Source organism: Cellulomonas sp. zg-ZUI22, from assembly GCF_017353535.1.
GTDB classification, from domain to species: Bacteria; Actinomycetota; Actinomycetes; order Actinomycetales; family Cellulomonadaceae; genus Cellulomonas; species Cellulomonas wangleii.
The window spans coordinates 151339-170981 of record NZ_JAFMUZ010000004.1 but is presented as its reverse complement, the minus strand read 5'-3'; the positions used below and the strand labels follow the sequence as shown (position 1 = coordinate 170981).

General features: G+C 74.6%; 20 protein-coding genes. 13 read left to right on the top strand and 7 right to left on the bottom strand.

The annotated features are described in order from the left end of the window. Nucleotides 1-19 precede the first annotated feature (19 nt). Nucleotides 20-2350 (top strand): beta-L-arabinofuranosidase domain-containing protein, encoded by a 2331-nt coding sequence (locus J1G43_RS13605; protein ID WP_207378630.1) that lies wholly within the window; start codon nt 20-22, stop codon nt 2348-2350. Nucleotides 2351-2379: 29 nt separating this feature from the next. After that, nucleotides 2380-3045, top strand: a complete 666-nt coding sequence (locus tag J1G43_RS13600) for an alpha/beta hydrolase (RefSeq protein ID WP_207370866.1) — start codon at nt 2380-2382, stop codon at nt 3043-3045. 61 nt (nt 3046-3106) lie between these two features. Here J1G43_RS13600 and J1G43_RS13595 read toward each other — a convergent pair whose 3' ends face one another. After that, a complete protein-coding gene (locus J1G43_RS13595) occupies nt 3107-4033 on the bottom strand; it encodes a 3-methyladenine DNA glycosylase (RefSeq protein WP_207800586.1) in 927 nt (308 codons plus the stop codon). Between the two features lie 35 nt (nt 4034-4068). On the opposite strand from J1G43_RS13595, the gene J1G43_RS13590 reads away from it, so the two are divergent. From J1G43_RS13590 to J1G43_RS13575, 4 genes are all read left to right on the top strand, one after another. Beyond that, nucleotides 4069-4713, top strand: coding sequence for a pyridoxal 5'-phosphate synthase (locus J1G43_RS13590; RefSeq protein ID WP_207340746.1), 645 nt, complete (start codon nt 4069-4071; stop codon nt 4711-4713). 268 nt (nt 4714-4981) lie between these two features. After that, complete coding sequence (locus J1G43_RS13585; RefSeq protein WP_207370865.1) at nt 4982-5761, top strand: amino acid ABC transporter substrate-binding protein; 780 nt, start codon at nt 4982-4984, stop codon at nt 5759-5761. Between the two features lie 25 nt (nt 5762-5786). Next, nucleotides 5787-6455 (top strand): amino acid ABC transporter permease, encoded by a 669-nt coding sequence (locus J1G43_RS13580; protein ID WP_207340744.1) that lies wholly within the window; start codon nt 5787-5789, stop codon nt 6453-6455. Nucleotides 6456-6468: 13 nt separating this feature from the next. Continuing rightward, the gene (locus J1G43_RS13575) at nt 6469-7233 is read left to right on the top strand and encodes an amino acid ABC transporter ATP-binding protein (RefSeq protein WP_278186654.1); all 765 of its coding nucleotides are present in this window, start codon (nt 6469-6471) and stop codon (nt 7231-7233) included. A gap of 43 nt (nt 7234-7276) precedes the next feature. Here J1G43_RS13575 and J1G43_RS13570 read toward each other — a convergent pair whose 3' ends face one another. Beyond that, nucleotides 7277-8374 (bottom strand): heparan-alpha-glucosaminide N-acetyltransferase domain-containing protein, encoded by a 1098-nt coding sequence (locus J1G43_RS13570; protein WP_207370864.1) that lies wholly within the window; start codon nt 8372-8374, stop codon nt 7277-7279. Between the two features lie 113 nt (nt 8375-8487). On the opposite strand from J1G43_RS13570, the gene J1G43_RS13565 reads away from it, so the two are divergent. Together J1G43_RS13565 and J1G43_RS13560 are read left to right on the top strand one after the other, a co-directional pair. After that, nucleotides 8488-9306, top strand: coding sequence for a methyltransferase domain-containing protein (locus J1G43_RS13565; RefSeq protein WP_207370863.1), 819 nt, complete (start codon nt 8488-8490; stop codon nt 9304-9306). A gap of 41 nt (nt 9307-9347) precedes the next feature. After that, entirely contained in the window at nt 9348-10133 is a 786-nt protein-coding gene (locus J1G43_RS13560) for a fumarylacetoacetate hydrolase family protein (protein WP_207370862.1), read from the top strand. A 41-nt stretch (nt 10134-10174) separates the two neighbouring features. Here the strand turns inward: J1G43_RS13560 and J1G43_RS13555 are convergent, their stop codons facing one another. Next, a complete protein-coding gene (locus J1G43_RS13555; protein ID WP_207370861.1) occupies nt 10175-10324 on the bottom strand; it encodes a glycosyltransferase in 150 nt (49 codons plus the stop codon). Nucleotides 10325-10634: 310 nt separating this feature from the next. Then, on the bottom strand, nt 10635-11867 hold the full coding sequence (locus J1G43_RS13550) for a sugar MFS transporter (protein ID WP_207370860.1): 1233 nt from the start codon (nt 11865-11867) through the stop codon (nt 10635-10637). A 16-nt stretch (nt 11868-11883) separates the two neighbouring features. Between J1G43_RS13550 and J1G43_RS13545 the strand changes: the two genes are divergently transcribed. The 3 genes from J1G43_RS13545 (at nt 11884) to J1G43_RS13535 (ending at nt 14830) form a co-directional block, all read left to right on the top strand. Further along, nucleotides 11884-12948 (top strand): LacI family DNA-binding transcriptional regulator, encoded by a 1065-nt coding sequence (locus J1G43_RS13545; protein ID WP_307859596.1) that lies wholly within the window; start codon nt 11884-11886, stop codon nt 12946-12948. A gap of 210 nt (nt 12949-13158) precedes the next feature. Beyond that, nucleotides 13159-13284, top strand: coding sequence for a fumarylacetoacetate hydrolase family protein (locus tag J1G43_RS13540; protein WP_372437918.1), 126 nt, complete (start codon nt 13159-13161; stop codon nt 13282-13284). Nucleotides 13285-13363: 79 nt separating this feature from the next. After that, nucleotides 13364-14830, top strand: coding sequence for a sodium:alanine symporter family protein (locus J1G43_RS13535; RefSeq protein WP_207378629.1), 1467 nt, complete (start codon nt 13364-13366; stop codon nt 14828-14830). 92 nt (nt 14831-14922) lie between these two features. On the opposite strand, the gene J1G43_RS19405 is transcribed toward J1G43_RS13535, so the two are convergent. Continuing rightward, the gene (locus J1G43_RS19405; protein ID WP_207340739.1) at nt 14923-15750 is read right to left on the bottom strand and encodes a GTP pyrophosphokinase family protein; all 828 of its coding nucleotides are present in this window, start codon (nt 15748-15750) and stop codon (nt 14923-14925) included. Nucleotides 15751-15838: 88 nt separating this feature from the next. Between J1G43_RS19405 and gltX the strand changes: the two genes are divergently transcribed. Beyond that, the gene (gene gltX / locus J1G43_RS13525) at nt 15839-17350 is read left to right on the top strand and encodes a glutamate--tRNA ligase (protein ID WP_207370858.1); all 1512 of its coding nucleotides are present in this window, start codon (nt 15839-15841) and stop codon (nt 17348-17350) included. Further along, on the top strand, nt 17347-18069 hold the full coding sequence (locus J1G43_RS13520) for an HAD family hydrolase (protein WP_207370857.1): 723 nt from the start codon (nt 17347-17349) through the stop codon (nt 18067-18069). Before gltX ends, J1G43_RS13520 begins: the two co-directional genes overlap by 4 nt. A gap of 7 nt (nt 18070-18076) precedes the next feature. Here J1G43_RS13520 and J1G43_RS13515 read toward each other — a convergent pair whose 3' ends face one another. Both J1G43_RS13515 and hisN read right to left on the bottom strand, forming a co-directional pair. Beyond that, a complete protein-coding gene (locus J1G43_RS13515; protein ID WP_207800585.1) occupies nt 18077-18826 on the bottom strand; it encodes a class I SAM-dependent methyltransferase in 750 nt (249 codons plus the stop codon). 19 nt (nt 18827-18845) lie between these two features. Continuing rightward, a complete protein-coding gene (gene hisN / locus J1G43_RS13510) occupies nt 18846-19625 on the bottom strand; it encodes a histidinol-phosphatase (protein ID WP_207340735.1) in 780 nt (259 codons plus the stop codon). Between the last annotated feature and the right edge of the window lie 18 nt (nt 19626-19643).

Here is a 19643-nt window from a genome sequence, read left to right as displayed (position 1 = left end):
GAGGTGCCAGGCTGTGGCCGTGAGCACCGTCGCCGCGTCGTCCTCCGTCCCGCCCTCGCCTGCGCCCGGTGCACCGTCGTCGGGGGCGCCGTCCGGCGGCACGCCGGCCGTCGTGCCGTTCCCGCTGACCGCCGTGCGGCTCACGGACGGGCCGTTCGCCGCGGCGCAGCGCGCGGCCCTGCGCTACCTCGTCGGCCTGGATGCCGACCGCCTCCTGGCGCCGTTCCGGCGGGAGGCCGGCCTGCCGACGCGAGCCGAGCCGTACGGCAGCTGGGAGTCCATCGGGCTCGACGGGCACATCGGCGGGCACGCCCTGTCCGCGGCGGCCCTGCAGTGGGCGGCGACGGGCGACGAGCGCGCGGCCGACCTGGCCCGGTCGCTCGTCGACGGGCTCGTCGCCTGCCAGGACGCGCTCGGCACCGGCTACGTCGGCGGCGTGCCCGGCGGCGTGGCGCTGTGGGAGTCGGTCGCGTCGGGAGGTGCGCAGGCCGGCACGTTCGACCTCGGGGGTGCGTGGGTGCCCTGGTACAACGTCCACAAGACGTACGCCGGGCTGATCGACGCGGCCCGGTACGCCCCGGTGGACGCCGCCGCCCGGGCGCGCGCCGCCGCCGTCCGGCTGGGGGACTGGGGCGTCGCGCTGTCCGACCGCCTCGACGACGCCGCGTTCGCGCGCATGCTGCGCACGGAGTTCGGCGGCATGTGCGAGGCGTACGGCGACCTGGCCGAGCTCACGGGCGACCCGCGGTACGCCGCGCTCGCGCGCCGGTTCGCCGACGCGTCGCTGCTGGCCCCCCTGCGCGAGGGCCGTGACGCGCTCGACGGCCTGCACGCCAACACGCAGGTCGCCAAGGTCGTCGGGTGGCCGGCGATCGGGGAGGCGGATGCCGCGGCGGCGTTCGTCCGGACCGTCCTGGCGCACCGCACGCTCGCGTTCGGCGGCAACTCGGTGGCGGAGCACTTCACGCCCGACGCCCGCGCCCACGTCACCCACCGCGAGGGTCCGGAGTCGTGCAACACGGCCAACATGCTCGAGGTCGAGCGGCGGCTCTACGCGCTGACGGGCGACGTCACGCTGCTGGACGCGGCCGAGCGCCAGCTCGTCAACCACGTCCTGTCCGCGCAGCACCCCGACGGCGGGTTCGTGTACTTCACCCCCGCACGGCCCGGGCACTACCGCGTCTACTCCACGCGCGACGCCTGCATGTGGTGCTGCGTGGGCACGGCGCTGGAGACGTACGCCCGGCTCGGGGAGCTCGCGTACGCGCGTGCCGGCGACGAGCTGCTGGTGAACCTGCCGGTGCCCTCGACGCTGGACTGGGCCGAGCGCGGTGTGCGCGTGCGGCTCGCCTCGGACTACCCCGCGGCGACGCCGACGACGGACGTGACGCTCACCGTGGACGTGGGCACGCCCACCGACCTCGCGCTGCACGTGCGCCGCCCGGGCTGGGCGGTCGAGGACGTCGTGCTGACGGTCGACGGTGAGCCCGTCGCGCCGGTGCGCGAGCGCGAGGGTTACGTCACCGTGCGCCGCACGTGGCACGGCGGTGAGCAGGTGACCTGGCGCCTGGTGGCCGGCCCGGCGGCCGAGCGCCTGCCCGGGGACGACGGCTGGGTCGCGCTGCGGTGGGGCCCGGTCGTGCTCGCCGTCCGCGGCGACGCCGACGACCTGGTGGGCCTGCGCGCCGACGACGCCCGCATGGGGCACGTCGCGCACGGCCCGCTCCGCCCGCTGGCCGCCGCGCCCCTGCTGGTCGGGTCGGACGAGGACCTGGCCGCGGCCCTGCGCCCGCGCGGGGACGGCACCTTCGTGCTGGACCGCGGGGCCGACGGGCCGGTGGTGCTCGAGCCGTTCCCCACCCTGCACGACGCCCGGTACACGATCTACCTGCCGGTCGTCCCCGACGTCGCCGACGTCCCCGCGCGGCGCACCGCGCTCGCCGCCCTCGACGACGAGCAGCTGGGCCTGGCGGCCCGCACGCTCGACGCGGTGGCGTGCGGGCAGCAGCAGCCGGAGACGGACCACGGGTTCCGCGGTGCCGACGCCTGGACCGGTGCGCGCGACGGCCGGCACTGGCGTGCGACGCGCGACCGGTTCGGCTACCGCCTGGCCGACCCGGGCGGGCGCGCCACCACCCTGAGGGTCACGTACCTGGCCGAGCCCGGCCGTGCCCGCGTGCTGTGGGGCGACGAGGAGGTGGGGGTGCTGGCGGTCGGCGCGCCGGGCGGGCTGCGCACGGTGGACCTGCCGGTCGTGCCGGGCGCGGGCGAGGTGAGCGTGGTCGCGGACCCCGTGGGCTCGCCGACGCCGCCCGTCGTCTCCCTGCACCTGCTCGCGGCACCGGCCTGAGCGGCGGGAAGTGCGGCATCATGCCTGCCATGGATGTCGTGTTCGTGCACGGAGCAGGCAGGGAAGGCGCCCACGCCTGGCCCCGGCAGGCGGCGGTCGCCGAGCCCGGCTGGCTGTTCCTGCCGCGGGAGGGGGCGGCCGACGACGCCGCCCGGGACGCCGGCCGTCTTCTCGGCCGGCTCCGTGGTCGCGGCGGTGGGCACGTCGTCGCCCACTCGTACGGTGCGAACGCCGCCGTGCTGGCCGCCCAGACCGAGCCCGCCCTGGTCCGGTCGCTCGCGCTCCTGGAGCCGGCGTGCTTCGACCTGGCGCGCGGCGCGCCGTCGGTCGAGGAGCACATCACGGCCATGACGCCCGTGTTCGCGGTCGCCGACGACCCGGCCGTGTCGGCGCACGAGTTCTCGCGGCGGTTCGCGGCGGGCACGGGGACGCCACCCCCTGACCTGCCCGACGAGGAGCTGGAGGCCCGCGTCGCCCGCCTGCGGGTGCTGCGACCACCCTGGGGCGTCGGCCTGCGGCAGGGCCTGCCGGTCAGGACGTTGGTCGTCACCGGTGGGTGGAGCCGCCTCTACGAGGAGACCGCGGCCGCGCTCGTCGCGCTCGGGGCGCTGCACCTCGTCCTCGACGGTGCGGGCCACCGCGTGCAGGACGACCCGCGGTCGTCCGCGGCCCTCCGGGAGCACTGGGCCGGCTGAGGACGGGGCACGCCGGGGACGACGGCAGCCGCTCGCTGCCGCTCACGGCCGCCGGGCCGGGTCAGCCGGCGGGCGTGAGGACGTCGGCGACCGACGCCAGGAGCCGGCGGCGCAGCACGTTCGCCCGCTCGGCGTGGTCCCGCTGGCGGCGCACGTACTCCGCCTTGCCCTCGGGCGTCTCGACGGCGACGGGCTCCAGCCCGTACGACGTCACGTCGTAGGGGCTGGCCTGCATGTCCGTGGTGCGGATCTCGCGGGCCAGCTCGAAGCAGTCGAGCAGCAGCTCACCGGGGACCAGCGGGCCGAGCTTGAGCGACCACTTGTACAGGTCCATGTTGGCGTGCAGGCAGCCGGGCTGCTCCATCGCTGTCTGCGTCTCACGCGTCGGGACGAGCGTGTTGCGCCCGACGGCCTCGGGGGTGAAGAACCGGAACGCGTCGACGTGGGTGCACCGGATGCGGTGCCCCTCCACCACCGCGTCCGTCCCGGCCCCGCCGAGGCGCAGGGGCAGGGAGTGCCGGTGCTCGCCGTCGGGCTCGCGGTAGACCATCGCCCACTCGTGCAGGCCGAAGCACCCCGTCGCCGCGGGCCGGGACGCGGTGGCGTCCAGCAGGCCGGTGACGAACCGCACGGTGTCCCCCCGCGCGTCGAGGAATGCCGCCAGGTCGAGGCCCACCGTGCCGTCGTCGTCGGTGCGGTACCAGCGCCAGGCGCCCTGGGGCGCGGGTCCGTCGGGCCCCGGTGCCAGCGCCACGCCTGCGCCGGGGTGCCACCGACGCAGCTGCCCGGGGGTGGCCGGGTAGTACTCGAACAGGAAGTCCTCGATCGCGTGCTTCTCGTGCCGGGAGCGCCGCGCGCGGTGGCCCGCGGTCAGCTCGTCGGCCCGCGCGGCGTGCGCGTCGGCGCGGGCACGCCACCGCGCCGCGTCGAGCACGGTGACGGTCGGGTGGGGTCGGGGGTCCACCGCCCCAGCGTAGGTCGCGTGCATTTGCCGTCGTCCGGGCCGCCCGGCAGGGTGTCGTCGTGCGCGAGTTGCTGCGGTCCCTGCCCGCCCTGTCCGGCACCGCACCGGCGTTCGACGCGGAAGCGGTTCCGGACGACCCGCTGGAGCTGTTCGTCGACTGGTTCACCACCGCCCTGAGCCGCGGCGTCCCGGAGCCGCACGCCGCGACGCTGTCCACCGCGGACGTCGCCGGGCAGCCCTCCGCGCGCGTCCTGGTCCTCAAGGACGTCGGACCCGAGGGGTTCGCGTTCGCCACCGACGCGCGCAGCGCCAAGGTCGAGGACCTCGAGGTGAACCCGCAGGCGGCGCTGACCTTCTGGTGGCAGCCCGTGGTGCGGCAGGTGCGCATCTCGGGTGCCGCGCGGTTCCTCGGCGAGGAGGCGTCGGCCGAGGACTACCTGGCGCGCTCGCCGCGCTCCCGCGCGGCTGCCGCGAGCGTGCGCCCGGGGCGCGAGCTGGCCTCGGTCACGGACCTGCGCGACGCGATGGCCCGCTCCCGCGCCCGCATCGACGAGGACCCCGGCTTCGTGCTCCCGACGTGGCAGGCGTGGCTCGTGGTGCCGGACGTCATCGAGTTCTGGCAGGGGAGCCTGGACCGCGCCCACGCCCGGGTCGTCTACCGCAGCTGCGAGGGCGGCTGGTCGCGCGGCCTGGTCTGGCCGTGACGTCGGGCGCCGGGGCCGGTACCGGGGCCGGGGCCGGTGCTAGGGTCGCCCGCATGACCACGGCACCGCGCACCGCGCTCGCTGCCGCGTGTCGTCGTTGTCGCTGTCGCTGAGCACCGCCTCGCCAGCCGGACCACTGGTCCCTCCCGACCGCCCCGCGGTCCACCGGACGCCCGGTCGTCCACCCCTCGCCGGTCTCCCGGCCACTCCCGCAGCTCTCGCCCCGCCGTCACGGTCGGGGGCGCTGCACCCGTCCGAAAGGTCACTCATGTCCCGCCCCCTGCGCCGCCTGCTGGTCCTGCCCGTCGTCCTCGTCGTCGGGGTGCTGGCCGCCTGCTCGTCGGGGGAGCAGGCGGGTGAGGGCGGCCCGTCGTCCGGTGTCCTGCGCGTGGGCACCGAGGGCACGTACTCGCCGTTCAGCTTCCACGACGCGGACGGCGACCTGACCGGGTACGACGTCGAGGTGGTCACGGCGGTCGCCGAGGAGCTGGGTCTGGAGGTCGAGTTCTCCGAGACGACGTGGGACTCGATCTTCGCGGGTCTGGAGGCGGAGCGGTACGACGTCATCGCCAACCAGGTCACGGTCAACGACGAGCGCCGCGCCACGTACGACTTCAGCGAGCCGTACACCGTGTCGACGGGTGTCGCGGTGGTCGCGGCCGACAACGACGCGGTCACCTCGCTCGCCGACGTCTCGGGCCTGACGGCCGCGCAGTCCGCGACGTCCAACTGGTCGCAGATCGCGACGGACGCCGGTGCGAAGGTCGAGGCCGTCGAAGGGCTGACCCAGGCGGTCGCGCTGCTGCAGCAGGGACGCGTCGACGTGACGTTCAACGACGACCTGGCCGTGCTGGACTACCTGAAGCAGTCGGGCGACGAGTCGGTCAGGATCGCGTTCGAGACGGGGGACACCGTCGAGCAGGCGTTCGCGCTGCGCGAGGGCTCCGACCTCACCGCACAGGTCGACGAGGCGCTCGCGACGCTCCGCGCGGACGGCACGCTCGCGCAGATCTCGGAGAAGTGGTTCGGCGAGGACGTCTCGCAGTGACCGCGTCGCGGCCGGTGGAGCCGGCGTGAACGGGGACACCTGGGACCTCGTCGTCTCGTCCATCGGGCCGCTGCTGTCCGGTGCGATCCGCGGGACGATCCCGCTGACGCTGATCTCGTTCGTCCTCGGGCTGGCGCTGGCGCTGGTCGTCGCGCTGGCGCGGCTGTCGCGGCGCCGGCTGGTGTCCGGGGTCGCCCGCGCCTACATCTCGCTGATCCGCGGCACGCCGCTGCTGGTGCAGCTGTTCATCATCTTCTACGCGCTGCCGTCGCTGGGCCTGGTCATCGACCCGTTCCCGTCGGCGGTCGTCGCGTTCTCGCTGAACGTGGGCGGCTACGCGGCCGAGACGATCCGTGCCGCGATCCTGTCCGTGCCGAAGGGGCAGTGGGAGGCGGCGGCGACCGTCGGGCTGGACCATCGGCTGACCCTGCAGCGCGTCGTCCTGCCGCAGGCGGTGCGCGTCGCGGTCCCGCCGCTGTCCAACACGTTCATCTCGCTGGTCAAGGACACGTCGCTGGCCTCGACGATCATGGTCACCGAGCTGCTGCGCAAGGCGCAGGAGATCGCGGCCCCGACGTACCAGTTCATGACGTTGTACTCGCTGGCCGCGGTGATCTACTGGCTGATCTGCCTGGTGCTGTCGACGGCGCAGTCCCGGCTGGAGCGCCGCCTCGACCGGTTCGTGGCGCACTGACGTGGGGGACGCGATGACGAGTGACGACCGCCCGCTGGTGGAGGTGCACGGGCTGACGAAGTCGTTCGGTGCGCTGCACGTGCTGCAGGGCATCGACCTGGGCGTCGGCCGCGGCAGCGTCACGGTGCTGCTCGGTCCCTCCGGCTCCGGCAAGACGACCTTCCTGCGGTGCCTCAACTCGCTCGAGGTCCCCGAGGTCGGCACGGTGCGGATCGACGACGTCGCCGTCGACTTCGCGCGTCGACCCTCCCGCGCGGAGCTGCGCCGGCTGCGCGCCACGTCGGGCATGGTGTTCCAGTCGCACGAGCTGTTCCCGCACCGCACGGCCCTGCAGAACGTGACCGAGGGGCCGCTGTACGCGCAGCGCCGGCCCGCGGCGCAGGTGACGGCCGAGGCGACGGCGCTGCTCGCGAAGGTCGGGCTCGCGGACAAGGCGGACGCCTACCCGCACGAGCTGTCCGGCGGCCAGCAGCAGCGCGTCGGGATCGCGCGGGCGCTCGCCCTGCGGCCCCGGCTGCTGCTGTTCGACGAGCCGACGTCGGCGCTCGACCCCGAGACCGTGGGGGAGGTGCTCACCGTCATGCGCGACCTGGCGGCCGAGGGCTGGACGATGGTCGTCGTCACGCACGAGATCCGGTTCGCGCGGCAGGTCGCCGACCACGTCGTCTTCATGGACGGCGGGGTCGTCGTCGAGGAGGGGCGGCCCGACGACGTGCTGGTCGAGCCGCGCCAGGAGCGGACGCGGCGGTTCCTGCAGCGGATCCTCGACCCGCTCTGAGCCGACGGCGCCCCCGCTCCGGACCGCAGGTCGGGCCGGTGCCTCAGTCGGGCGAGGGCGCGGTCGTCGTCGGGGTCGGCGCTCCCGGGGCCGGGACGTCCGTCGGGGTGCGTCGCGGCGGGAGGACGTCCGGGGAGACGTCGGCCGCGCGCACCGACACCACGTGCAGCAGCAGCTCCAGCGGCCCGCGGCCCAGCGTCGCCCGCCACAGCCAGCACAGCCCGACCGTGACGAGCAGGAACGCGACCCAGCCCGCGGTGGTCGCCTGCCACACGACCTCGTCGCCCAGCACCGCGATGGCCAGCAGCTGCCCGGTGTACGCGGTCAGGGCCAGCGCGCCCGTCGCCGACACCGGTGCCAGCGCCCGCGGCCACCGGACGCCGACGGCCAGGCACGCCGCGAGCACGAGCAGCGAGGTGCCGGTGTTGCCGGCGACCTCGAACAGGGTGGAGGAGTGCGGCTCGGCCGTGGTCAGCTCGGTGACGCGGCCCAGCAGCAGGCGTGCGGCCCAGGCGCCGCCGTGACCGAGCAGCACCAGCGCGGCACCCCACAGCGCCAGCGCGGCGTGCGTGCGGCCGGAGCGCAGGTCGCTGCGGCCCACCGCGAGCCCCACCAGCACGTACGCGATCCAGACCACCGCGGGGTAGTACTGCCCGACGAGCACGGTCACCAGGTCGAGCGGCCGCGCGTCGACCACCTCCACCCAGCCGGCCAGGCCCCGCCGCAGCGGGGGACCGACGAGGGCGACGAGCACGGCGGCGACCACCAGCGCCCACCGCGGCCACCGCAGCGCGACGACGCCCGCCGCGAAGAGCCCGGCGTACACCACGAGGATCACGACGACCGGCGTCTCGAGCAGGACCAGCGCGGTCCCCAGGACGACCAGCAGCACCGCGCGCACGAGGATGCGGAGCCGCGCCTGCACCAGCCGGGTGCCGTCGACCGCGTCGGCACCGCCCGACAGCAGGGCGAGGCCCACCCCCGCGAGGAGGACGAACAGCGCGGACGGGCGGCCGTCGGCGAGCTGCGCCCAGCCGCCGGGCGGCAGGGTGCGCCACGCGTCCCCGGGGCCGACGTGTGCCGTGACCATGCCGAGCACGGCGACCCCCCGCGCGGTGTCCACGCCCACGATGCGTCGCATCTGCGCATGCTAGACGTGCCGCGGCCGCGCGGCCGCGGCAGGGGTTCTCAGGATGTGACCTCATCCGTCCCGGCTGTTGGTCGAATCGGTACGACCGCGCCTACAGTGCCGGTGTGACCACGCGGACCCAGGACGTCTACACGCACGGCCACCACGAGAGCGTGCTGCGCTCGCACCGGTGGCGCACGGCCGAGAACTCCGCCGGCTACCTGCTGCCCGCGCTCGCCCCCGGGCAGCGGCTGCTGGACGTGGGCTGCGGTCCGGGCACCGTGACGGTCGACCTCGCCGCGCGCGTGGCGCCGGGTGAGGTCGTGGGCGTCGACCGGTCGGCCGCCGTCCTCGCCGTGGCCACGGAGCACGCCGCCGAGAAGGGGGCGACGAACGCGCGCTTCCAGGTCGGTGACGCGTACGCGCTGGAGTTCGAGGACGACACCTTCGACGTCGTGCACGCCCACCAGGTGCTGCAGCACCTCACCGACCCCGTCGCCGCGCTGCGCGAGATGAAGCGCGTGACGCGCCCGGGCGGTGTGGTCGCCGTCCGCGACGCCGACTACGCCGGCATGACCTGGTACCCCGCCCACCCCGGCCTCGACGAGTGGCAGGAGCTCTACCACGAGGTGACGGCGGCCAACGGCGCCGAGGCGGACGCCGGACGCCGTCTGCTGTCGTGGGTGCGCCAGGCCGGCTTCGACGCCGCGGGCATCGCGCCCGGCGCCGGCGTCTGGTGCTACGCCACCCCGGAGGACCGGACGTGGTGGGCGACGCTGTGGGCCGACCGCTGCGTGACCTCCGACTTCGCCGTCCAGGCGATGGACCACCGCCTCGCCGACGAGGTCGCCCTCGAGCTCCTGGCCGAGGCGTGGCGCGAGTGGGGCACGTCGCCCGACGGCTGGTTCATGGTGCCGCACGGCGAGGTGCTGGCCCGCGCCTGAGCGGGCACGGGCCGCGGGCCCGGAGCACCTAGGCTGGGCCCGTGCGCATCGCCAGGTTCACCAACGGTTCCGACCCCCGCTACGCGCTCGTCGAGGGCGAGCCCGGCCACGAGGAGCTCGTCGTCATCACGGGCGACCCCATCTACACGCCGGTGCAGCCGACGGGGGAGCGCGTCAAGCTCGACGACGACGGGGTGCGCCTGCTCGCTCCCGTCATCCCGCGCTCGAAGATCGTCGGCGTGGGACGCAACTACGCGGCGCACGCCGCGGAGCACGGCAACGACGTCCCCACGTCGCCGCTGCTGTTCCTCAAGCCCAACACGTCCGTGATCGGCCCGGACGACCCGATCGTGCTGCCGGACTGGACCGAGCACGTCGAGCACGAGGCCGAGCTGGCCGTCGTCATCGGCAAGGTCACCAAGGACGTCACGCCCGAGCGCGCCCTGCAGCACGTGTTCGGCTACACCGTGGCCAACGACGTGACGGCGCGCGACATCCAGCGGTCCGACGACCAGTGGACCCGCGCCAAGGGCTTCGACACGTCCTGCCCCCTGGGACCGTGGGTCGTGCCCGGCCTCGACGTCGACGACCTCGCGGTGACGGCTCGCGTCAACGGCGAGGCCCGGCAGGACGGCCGCACGTCGCAGATGGTCTTCGACGTGGCGTACCTCGTGTCGTACGTCTCCGAGGTCTTCACGCTGCTGCCCGGCGACGTCATCCTCACCGGCACGCCCGCGGGCGTCGGGCGCATCGAGTACCGTGACGTCGTCGAGGTCGAGGTCGAGGAGATCGGCGTGCTGCGCAACCCGGTGCTGCGCCGGGGCTGAGCCGGTCGTGGCGTCCTGGCGCCGGATGACGTGCGGCCACGTCACCGGCCCCGGACGACCGCCTCGTAGTCCTTCACGAGCCGGTCCATGCTGTACCGCTCGAGAGCAGCCGCTCGCGCGCGCCCGCCGAGCTCGGACCTCAGCCCGGGGTCGTGGGGGAGGTCGACCAGGCGCCGCACGACCCCGGGCATGTCCTTGAGCGTCGCGCGGCCGGGGTGCTCGACGGGTGGAGCAGCGCCACCGTGACGTGCCGCCCACATCGAGAACAGTCAGCATCATCACGCACCATCTCCCGTCGTCACCGGTTCGGGGTCACGAGAGAGCGGGCGCCGTTGCCTGCTCAGTGAAGGGGGCCGTACCCCTGTGCCTCCTTCCTGCCGCAGGACCAGCCGTTGCCGGGGATGCCCGGCAGGCACGTCTGCCGGGCCCGCCGGACGGACCCGCGACGTCCGCGGGCGTCCATCGTCCGGGGTTCGGCCGTCACGTCGCAGGGGCGGTGGGTCACAGTGCCCTCCCGTCCGCGCGGCGCGAGGCGCGCAGACCGGCCCACAGCAGCAGGAGGCTGGCGCCGATGAGCACCGGTTCGACGACGAAGGCCGCCGTCAGCCCGTAGCGGTCGGCGAGGCCGCCGAGCACGAACGGCGAGGCGGCCGCGACCAGGCCGACGAGCAGCTGTGAACGCGAGTTGGCGCGGTCCTCGGCGCCTCGTGCCGCGTCGAGGGTGAGGGCGAGCGCGAGCGGGTAGAGGTTGGCAACCCCCACTCCGCAGACGAAGAGCCCCACCACTGCCACGACGGGCGTGTCCGTCAGCCAGAAGAAGCAGAAGCCCACGGCTGTCACCGCCAAGGAGGCGTGGAGCAGCGCCACGCTCCGGCCCGGCCGTCGGGTCACCCGCGCACCGAGCATCCGACCTATGAGGATGCCGAGGTAGTTGGCACCGAGAGCAGTACCCGCGGCCGCCGGCGACAGCCCGATGTCGATGAGCATCTGCGGACCGAAGTACACGAGGCAGAACTCGATCGCGGACCCGAGCGCCATGAGCAGGGCGAAGGCCCAGGACGCCGGCGGCAGCGGCCCGTCGCTCCTGGTCGTGCGGTCGCGAGGGTCGGCCGCGAAGGGCTCGTGACGGTGCCGCAGCCACAGCGCAGCGAGGACCACCGCCGGCAGCACGAACGTCGCGCGCCAGCCCAGCACGCCTGCCGCCAGGGCGCCCAGGACCAGGGGAGCGATGACGGCCGAGGCACCGGCGGCGATGTTGGCCTCGGTGAGGGCCTGGCCCCGCCGGGCGCCGTGACGGTCGGAGAGGATCGCCTGCAGCGCCGTCAGCAGCATCGTGCCCGCGAGCCCGAACACCGCGGCGGCGACCAACGTGGTGGGGACGCCGTGACCCAGGGTGAACAGAGCCGCGGCGAGGACGGCGCCGAGCGCCGAGCACCACAGCAGCGCGCGGCGCGTGACGCGGGGGGCGACCCAGGCGAAGCCCGCGCCCGCGGCAGCCGCCCCGACCGACCAGAGCACGGAGTACAGGCCGAGCACCGAGTAGGAGAACCCCAGCTCGGCCCGGAGCACGGTCACCGCGGGCCCGAACGCGTACAGCCAGAACGTGTAGCACCCCAGTGCCGCGTACGCGAGGAGTGTCGGTGCGTCCCGCACGAAGCCGCCCGCCTCGTCCGGAGGCAGTCCCTCCGGCGGGCGGGACGCGCGGTGCGCGTGCGGCTTTGTGTAGCGGTACACACGTAGAGTGTGAGGCATGGTCCGGGCAGATGACAGCCCGAGACGCCGGCCCACGATGCGCGAGGTGGCGCGCGCCGCCGGGGTCTCGCCGATGACCGTGTCCTACGCGTACTCCCAGCCCGGCAGGGTGTCGGCGGACGCTGCGGACAAGGTGCACGCCGCCGCACGCCTGCTCGGGTATCCCGGTCCCCATCCGGCAGCGCGCTCGCTCGCGCGCGGCCGGGTCGGCTCCCTCGGTGTCGTCCTCGGCGAGCGGCTGAGCTACGCGTTCGACGACCCCCAGGCGGCGCGCTTCCTCGCCGGCGTCTCGGAGGTCTGCGCGAGCGAGGGGGTGGGCCTCACGCTCGTGCCGACCACCGGGGCGCCCACGGACGTCGTGAGGGTCGCGCAGGCAGCGGTCGACGGCTTCATCGTCTGGACCACGAGTGACGACGACCCCGTCCTCGACGCGGTCGAGGACACCGGGCTGCCCGCGGTCGTCCACGCCGGACCGCACCGACCCGGGATGCAGACGGTCGGCATCGACGACCGCGCGGCGGCGGCAGCGATCGGGGGGATCGCGTTCACCGGGGCCCGGCGGCCCCTTGTCCTGGGATTCCCGCTCGACCGCGGCCGCTCTCGGCAGCTCGTCAGCGGCACGGACGTCCCGGACGTGCTGTTCCCCGTCACCCGACACCGCTGGCAGGGCTTCCTCGACGCCTGGACGTCCGAGGGCCACGAGGCCGGGGACCTCCGGCTGGCGGCATGCCCGGTCAACGGCGTCGCCGCGGGCGAGTCCTTCGCCCGCGAGCTGCTCGCGAGCGCGGACCCGCCGGACGCGATCGGCGCCATGAGCGACGAGCTCGCGCTCGGGGCGCTGCGCGCCGCCGCCGACCTCGGGGTCCGGGTGCCGGACGACCTCGCCGTCACGGGGTGGGACGACCGTGATGCAGCCGGCCCCGCCGGTCTCACCACGCTGGCGCAGTCGCTGCGCGAGCAGGGTGCCGACTGCGCGCGGGCGGTACTCGGTCGGCCCACCCGGTTGCCGGCACTGCACCAGTGGCGGGTTGTGGTGCGCACGTCCACCCGCGGGGCGCGCTGACGGTCCGGGGGCGCCTCCCGGCCCAGCGTCTCCGCTCGGGGGCCGGTCCGGCCCGCTCGGGTCGGACCGAGGCGGTCGACGTGCGGCACTCATCATGCGGTCGGACCATCCAGACGTCGAGCAGCTCGGTGCGCGGGTGCTCGCGCACGTCGCCGTGGTACCCGTGCGACGACCTGTGCTCGGCGCCAGCCCCAGGGGTCCGTCGCGAGTGTGCGGACCTGGATCTCCACCGGCACGCCCGCCGGTGTGGGACGCATCGAGCACCGTGACGTCGTCGAGGTCGAGGTCGAGGAGATCGGCGTGCTGCGCAACCCGGTGCTGCGCCGCACCCCGTAGCCCCGGCGCGGCCCTCAGCCCTCGCCGCGCCCGCGGGACCGACCTAGCCTCGGTCTGAGGGGCGCGGACGGGGGCGGGCATGGACCTGCAGGTGGGGATCGACTGGCTCACGAACGCCCTGTACTCGTACTGGCTCGTCTACCTGCTCGTCGGCGTGGGCCTGTGGTTCTCCGTCCGCACCGGGTTCGTGCAGGTGCGGCTGTTCCCGGCCATGGTCCGCCAGCTGTTCGCGTCCCGGACGGGCTCCGCCGGTGGCATCTCGTCCTTCCAGGCCTTCGCCGTCGGCCTGGCGTCACGCGTCGGCACGGGCAACATCGCCGGTGTCGCGGTCGCGCTCACGCTCGGCGGGCCGGGCGCGGTGTTCTGGATGTGGGTCGTCGCCGCGGTCGGGATGGCCACGGCGCTCGTCGAGGCGACGCTCGCGCAGGTCTTCAAGGTGCGCCAGCCGGACGGCACCTACCGTGGGGGTCCGGCGTACTACATCCAGCGCGGGCTCGGGTCGTACCGGTGGGGTGCGGTGTTCGCCGTCCTGCTGGTGGTCACGTTCGGGTTCGCCTTCAACATGGTGCAGGCCAACACCATCGCCGACACGCTCGCCTCGAACCACCAGCTGCCCGCGCCGTGGACCGCCGTGGGCCTCATGATCGTCGCGGCACCCGTGCTCTTCGGTGGCGTGCGCCGCGTGGCACGCGTCGCCGAGGTGGTCGTCCCCCTCATGGCGGGTACCTACCTGCTGCTGGCCGTGGTCATCGTCGTGCTCAACCTCCCGGCGCTGCCGGACGTGGTGCGGCAGATCCTCGAGGGCGCCTTCGGGCTGGACAGCGCGTTGGCCGGCACCGGCGGCGGGCTGCTCGCGGCGGTCCTCAACGGCACCAAGCGCGGTCTGTTCTCCAACGAGGCGGGCATGGGCTCGGTCCCCAACACCGCCGCGACGGCCACCGTGTCGCACCCGGTCAAGCAGGGCCTGGTGCAGTCGCTGGGAGTGTTCGTCGACACCATGCTGGTGTGCTCCGCGACGGCGTTCGTCGTGCTGTCGGCGGGCCCCGCGGTGTACGTCCCCGGCGAGACCGGCCCGAGCGCGGGTGCGGCGCTCACGTCCGACGCCGTCACCCACGAGCTCGGCGACTGGGCGGCGCTGCCCATGACCGTCCTGGTCTTCACGTTCGCCTTCAGCTCCGTGCTCGGCAACTACTCGTACGCGGAGACCAACCTCACGTACCTCGGCATCCACGGGCGGGCGCTGACGGCCCTGCGCACGCTGGTGCTCGCGGCGATCGGCATCGGCTCGTTGCTCGCGCTGACGACCGTGTGGGCGCTCGCCGACGTCGCCATGGCCCTCATGGCGACCGTCAACCTCGTCGCGATCGTGCTGCTGTCCGGCTGGGCCCTCGGTGCGCTGGCCGACTACCGCGCGTCCGTGCGTGGGGGGCGCGACGAGCGGTTCGTGGGGCACGGCAACCCGCTGCTGCCCGGCGACGTGCCCGGGGCCGTGTGGGCCCCCGGCGCGAGTGACGGGCGACCGGCCGACGCCCATGCGGTGGGGTGAGCCTCCGAGGGCCCCGCGGGGCCGCGACGTGGTCCTGCGGCCGGACGTCCCGTCGCGGTGCCGGCCGGGCGCCGTCGGGAGCGGGGTGCTCGTCAGCGGGACGACGGTGCGGGTGTCGCAGCGCCGTCCGTCCCGAGGTCCTGCACCTCGGCGCGCAGCCGTCCCATGCGCGCGTCGAGCTCGGCCGCCGTCGCGGCAGCGTCCAGCAGCTCGTCGCGCAGGTGCGTCGGCAGCGCGTCGCGGTACTTGTACGACAGCTTGTGCTCGACGCTCGCCCAGAAGTCCATGGCGATCGTGCGGATCTGCACCTCGACGTACACGTGCTCGGTGCGGTCGGACAGGAACACCGGGATGCGCACGATGAGGTGCAGCGACCGGTACCCGTTGGGCTTGGGGTGCGCGATGTAGTCCTTGCGCTCGACGAGCTCGACGTCCGGCTGCGCCGAGAGCATGTCCGCGACCCAGTAGGCGTCGGACACGAAGCTGCAGGTGATGCGGATGCCCGCGATGTCACGGATGCGCTCGCGGACGGTCGGCAGGTCGCTCGCGCACCCGTAGCGCATCGTCTTGTCGAGGATCGAGTCCATGGACTTCAGTCGCGACGTGACGTGCTCGATCGGGTTGTGGTCGTGGGTCTGGCGGAACTCGGAGCGCAGGACGCGGATCTTGGTCAGCATCTCCTCGATGCCGAACTCGTAGACCATGCGGAACCGCGCCATGTCGCGCTGCGCGTCGCGCACCCTGGCGACGACGACACGCCCCGCGTCGACGTCCTCGGTGACCAGCGCCGCCGCCCGCCGACGCACCACCTCGGCGACGTCGTGCGCCGCGCCGCCCGGTGCGTCGCCGTCCGGGACCGCCGCTGCTGCTGCGGGCTGGGCGTGACGAGGCGACGGGGGTGCTGCGGTCGAGCCGGGCATGCCTCCTCCAACGACCGGGAGGACGTCGGGGTTCCGGCTGCTCGGTACGCTGGACCCGATCCCACTCCTGCCAGCCCCGAGGTGCTCCGTGTCCGCCAGCAGCCCTGTGCGCGTCCGCTTCTGCCCGTCCCCGACGGGTACGCCCCATGTCGGTCTGATCCGCACCGCGCTGTTCAACTGGGCCTTCGCGCGCCACGTCGGCGGCACGTTCGTCTTCCGCATCGAGGACACCGACCCCGCGCGCGACTCGCAGGAGTCGTACCTGCAGCTGCTCGACGCGCTGCGCTGGCTCGGCCTGGACTGGGACGAGGGCGTCGAGGTCGGCGGCCCCCACGAGCCGTACCGGCAGTCGCAGCGCATGGACCTGTACCGCGACGTCGTCGCGCGCCTGGTCGCCGGCGGCTACGCCTACGAGTCCTTCTCGACGCCGGAGGAGGTCGAGGCGCGGCACCGTGCTGCCGGCCGGGACCCGAAGCTCGGGTACGACGGCTTCGACCGCGACCTGACCGACGAGCAGAAGGCCGCCTACCGCGCCGAGGGTCGCGAGGCCGTCATCCGCATGCGGATGCCCGACGAGGACGTGACGTTCACCGACCTCGTGCGCGGTGAGATCACGTTCAAGGCCGGGTCCGTGCCGGACTACGTCATCGTGCGCGGCAACGGCCACCCCCTGTACACGCTGGTGAACCCGGTGGACGACGCGCTCATGGGCATCACCCACGTGCTGCGCGGCGAGGACCTGCTGTCGTCGACCCCGCGCCAGGTGGTGCTCTACCGCGCGCTGCTGGACCTGGGCGTCGCGACCGTCGTGCCGCAGTTCGGCCACATGCCGTACGTCATGGGCGAGGGCAACAAGAAGCTCTCGAAGCGCGACCCCGAGTCCAACCTGTTCCTGCACCGCGAGCGTGGCTTCGTCCCCGAGGGCCTGCTCAACTACCTCGCGCTGCTCGGCTGGTCCATCGCGCCCGACCGGGACGTGTTCTCGATCGAGGAGATGGTCGCGGCGTTCGACATCGCCGACGTCAACCCGAACCCCGCCCGGTTCGACCTGAAGAAGGCCGAGGCGATCAACGGCGCGCACGTGCGCATGCTGGCGCCCGAGGACTTCCGGGACCGCCTCGTGCCGTACCTGCACCACGCGGGCCTGGTGCCGGCGGACTCCTACGCGGACCTCTCGGCCGAGCACCGCGCATTGCTCGACGCGGGCGCGCCGCTGGTGCAGGAGCGCATGACGCTGCTGGGCGAGGCCGTGGGCATGCTCGGCTTCCTGTTCGTCGCCGACGACGCCCTCGAGGTCGCGGAGGACGCGCGCACCGCGCTGCGCCCCGAGTCGGCCGACGTGCTGGACCGTGCCGCGCAGGTGCTCGGCGAGATCCCCGCCGACGGCTTCACGACCGACGCCACGCAGACGGCGCTCGCGGCCGCGCTCGTGTCCCCGGCGGAGGAGGGCGGCTTGGGCATCAAGCCGCGGTTCGCGTACACGCCGCTGCGCGTGGCGCTGACCGGGCGGCGCGTCTCGCCGCCGCTGTTCGAGTCGATGGAGATCCTCGGCAAGGACGCGACGCTGGCGCGGGTCGCCGCCCTGCGCGCGACCCTGTGAGAGCCGTCGACGGCGTCCTGTTCGACATCGACGACACGCTCGTCGAGACGCGCGCGGCGTTCCGTGTCGCGCTCGCCACGGTGCTGGCGCGGTACGCGCCGGGCGTCGACGTCGACAGGGCGCTGGCACTGTGGCGCGCCGACGCCGGGCAGCACTACCGCGCCTACACGCGGGGCGAGCTGACGTTCCACGAGCAGCGCCGGACGCGCGCGAACGAGCTGCACGCCACGCTCGGCGGGTCGGCGCTCGACGAGGCGGGCTACCGGGACTGGTCCGCGCTGTTCGACGAGGCGTTCGCGTCCGCCTGGTCCGCGCACGCCGACGCGGACCCCGTGCTGGCGCGGCTGCTCGACGCGGGCATCCGCATCGGCGCGCTGAGCAACGCCCGCCAGGACCTGCAGACCACCAAGCTCGCCCGCGCGGGCCTGGGGGAGCGGCTCGAGGTGCTGGTCGGGGTCGACACCCTGGGATTCGGCAAGCCGGACCCGCGCGTCTTCCTCGAGGCGTGCCGCCGCCTGGGCACCGCGCCCGCGCGCACGGCGTACGTCGGCGACGAGCTGGACGTGGACGCGGTCGCGTCGCGCCAGGCCGGGCTGGTCGGCGTGTGGCTGGACCGGCCCGGGCCGCGACGCGTGCCCGTCACCGAGGCCGAGGTCACGCAGGCCGAGGTGATCGTCATCCGCTCGCTCGACGAGCTGCCCGCGGCGCTGGGAGTCTGACCCGCCGTCAGAGCCGGCGGGCCGTGTACACGCGCGTGACGTAGGGGACGGCGATCCGGTCGCGACCGGCCGTCGCGGGGTGGGTCGCGACGAGCTCGCGCACCCGCCCCAGCAGGGCCGCACGCTCGTCGGGGGGCAGGACCAGCGCGTAGGAGCGGGTGCCGGCCAGCCGCACCAGGTCCTCGGGCGCCACGACGTGGTCCCACCGCACGTCGGTGCGCAGGACGTCCGTGAACGCGGGGCCGGGCGTCGGGTACGTGCCGCGTGCCAGCTGCGGCCCGGCGGCCTCGTGCAGCAGCGCGCCGTACGCGCCCACCCACGGCACGTCCTCGTCGCGGTCGTTCCAGACGATGCCGAGCGTCCCGCCCGGGCGCAGCACGCGGGCGACCTCGGCGGCGGCCGCCGGCTCGTCGAACCAGTGCCAGGCCTGCGCGACCGTGACGGCGTCGACGGACGCGTCGGGCAGCGGGACCGACTCCGCGGTGCCGTCGTGCACCTCGACCTGCGGCAGCCGGGCCACGAGCTCGCGGCGCATGCCGTCGGCCGGCTCGACGGCGACGACGTGCAGGCCACGCGCGACGAGCGCGGCGGTCAGCTTGCCCGTGCCGGCGGCCAGGTCCAGCACGTCGCGGGCGTCCGGGGGGACCAGCAGGTCGACGGCCGCGTCGGGGTAGCCGGGGCGCACCGCGGCGTACTCGTCGGCGTTCTGCGTGAACGCCGCGGCGTGCTCGGCATGACGGTCTGGGTCCACGGTCATCTCCGGGCGGACGTGCTGGTCAGACGGACAGGATGTCGAGCACCTCGTCGTGCAGCCGCCCGTTGGTGACCACGGCGCTGCCGCCGTGCGGGCCGTCGACGCCCGCGAGCGACGTGAAGCGCCCACCGGCCTCGGTGACGACGGGCACGAGGGCCGCCATGTCGTACAGCTCGAGCTCGGGCTCCGCCGCGACGTCCACGGCGCCCTCGGCGACGAGCACGTACGACCAGAAGTCGCCGTAGGCCCGCGTGCGCCACACCCGGCGCTGCAGGTCCATGAACTGGTCGAACCGGCCGTGCTGCTCCCACTCGGCCAGGTCGGAGTACGACAGCGACGCGTCCTCGAGGCGCTCGACGCCCGAGACCCGCAGCCGCGTCGCGGCCGAGAGCGACCGGCCCGTCCACGCGCCGGTGCCCTTGGCGGCCCACCAGCGCCGGCCGAGGGCGGGGGCGGACACGACGCCGAGCACGACCTCGTCACCGTCCATCAGCGCCAGGAGGGTGGCCCACACGGGCACGCCGCGGACGAAGTTCTTGGTGCCGTCGATCGGGTCCACGACCCAGCGGCGCGGGCCGTGCCCGGTGTCGGAGCGCTCCTCGCCGTGCACGGCGTCGCGCGGACGGGCCCGGGACAGCTGCGAGCGCACCAGGTCCTCGGCCGCGCGGTCCGCGTCGGACACGGGCGTGAGGTCCGGCTTGGTCTCGACCTGCAGGTCCTGGGCCTTGAACCGCGACATCGTCAGCGAGTCGACCTGGTCGGCGACCACGTGCGCCAGCCGGAGGTCGTCGTCGTAGGCCATCAGGGCTCCTCGTCACAC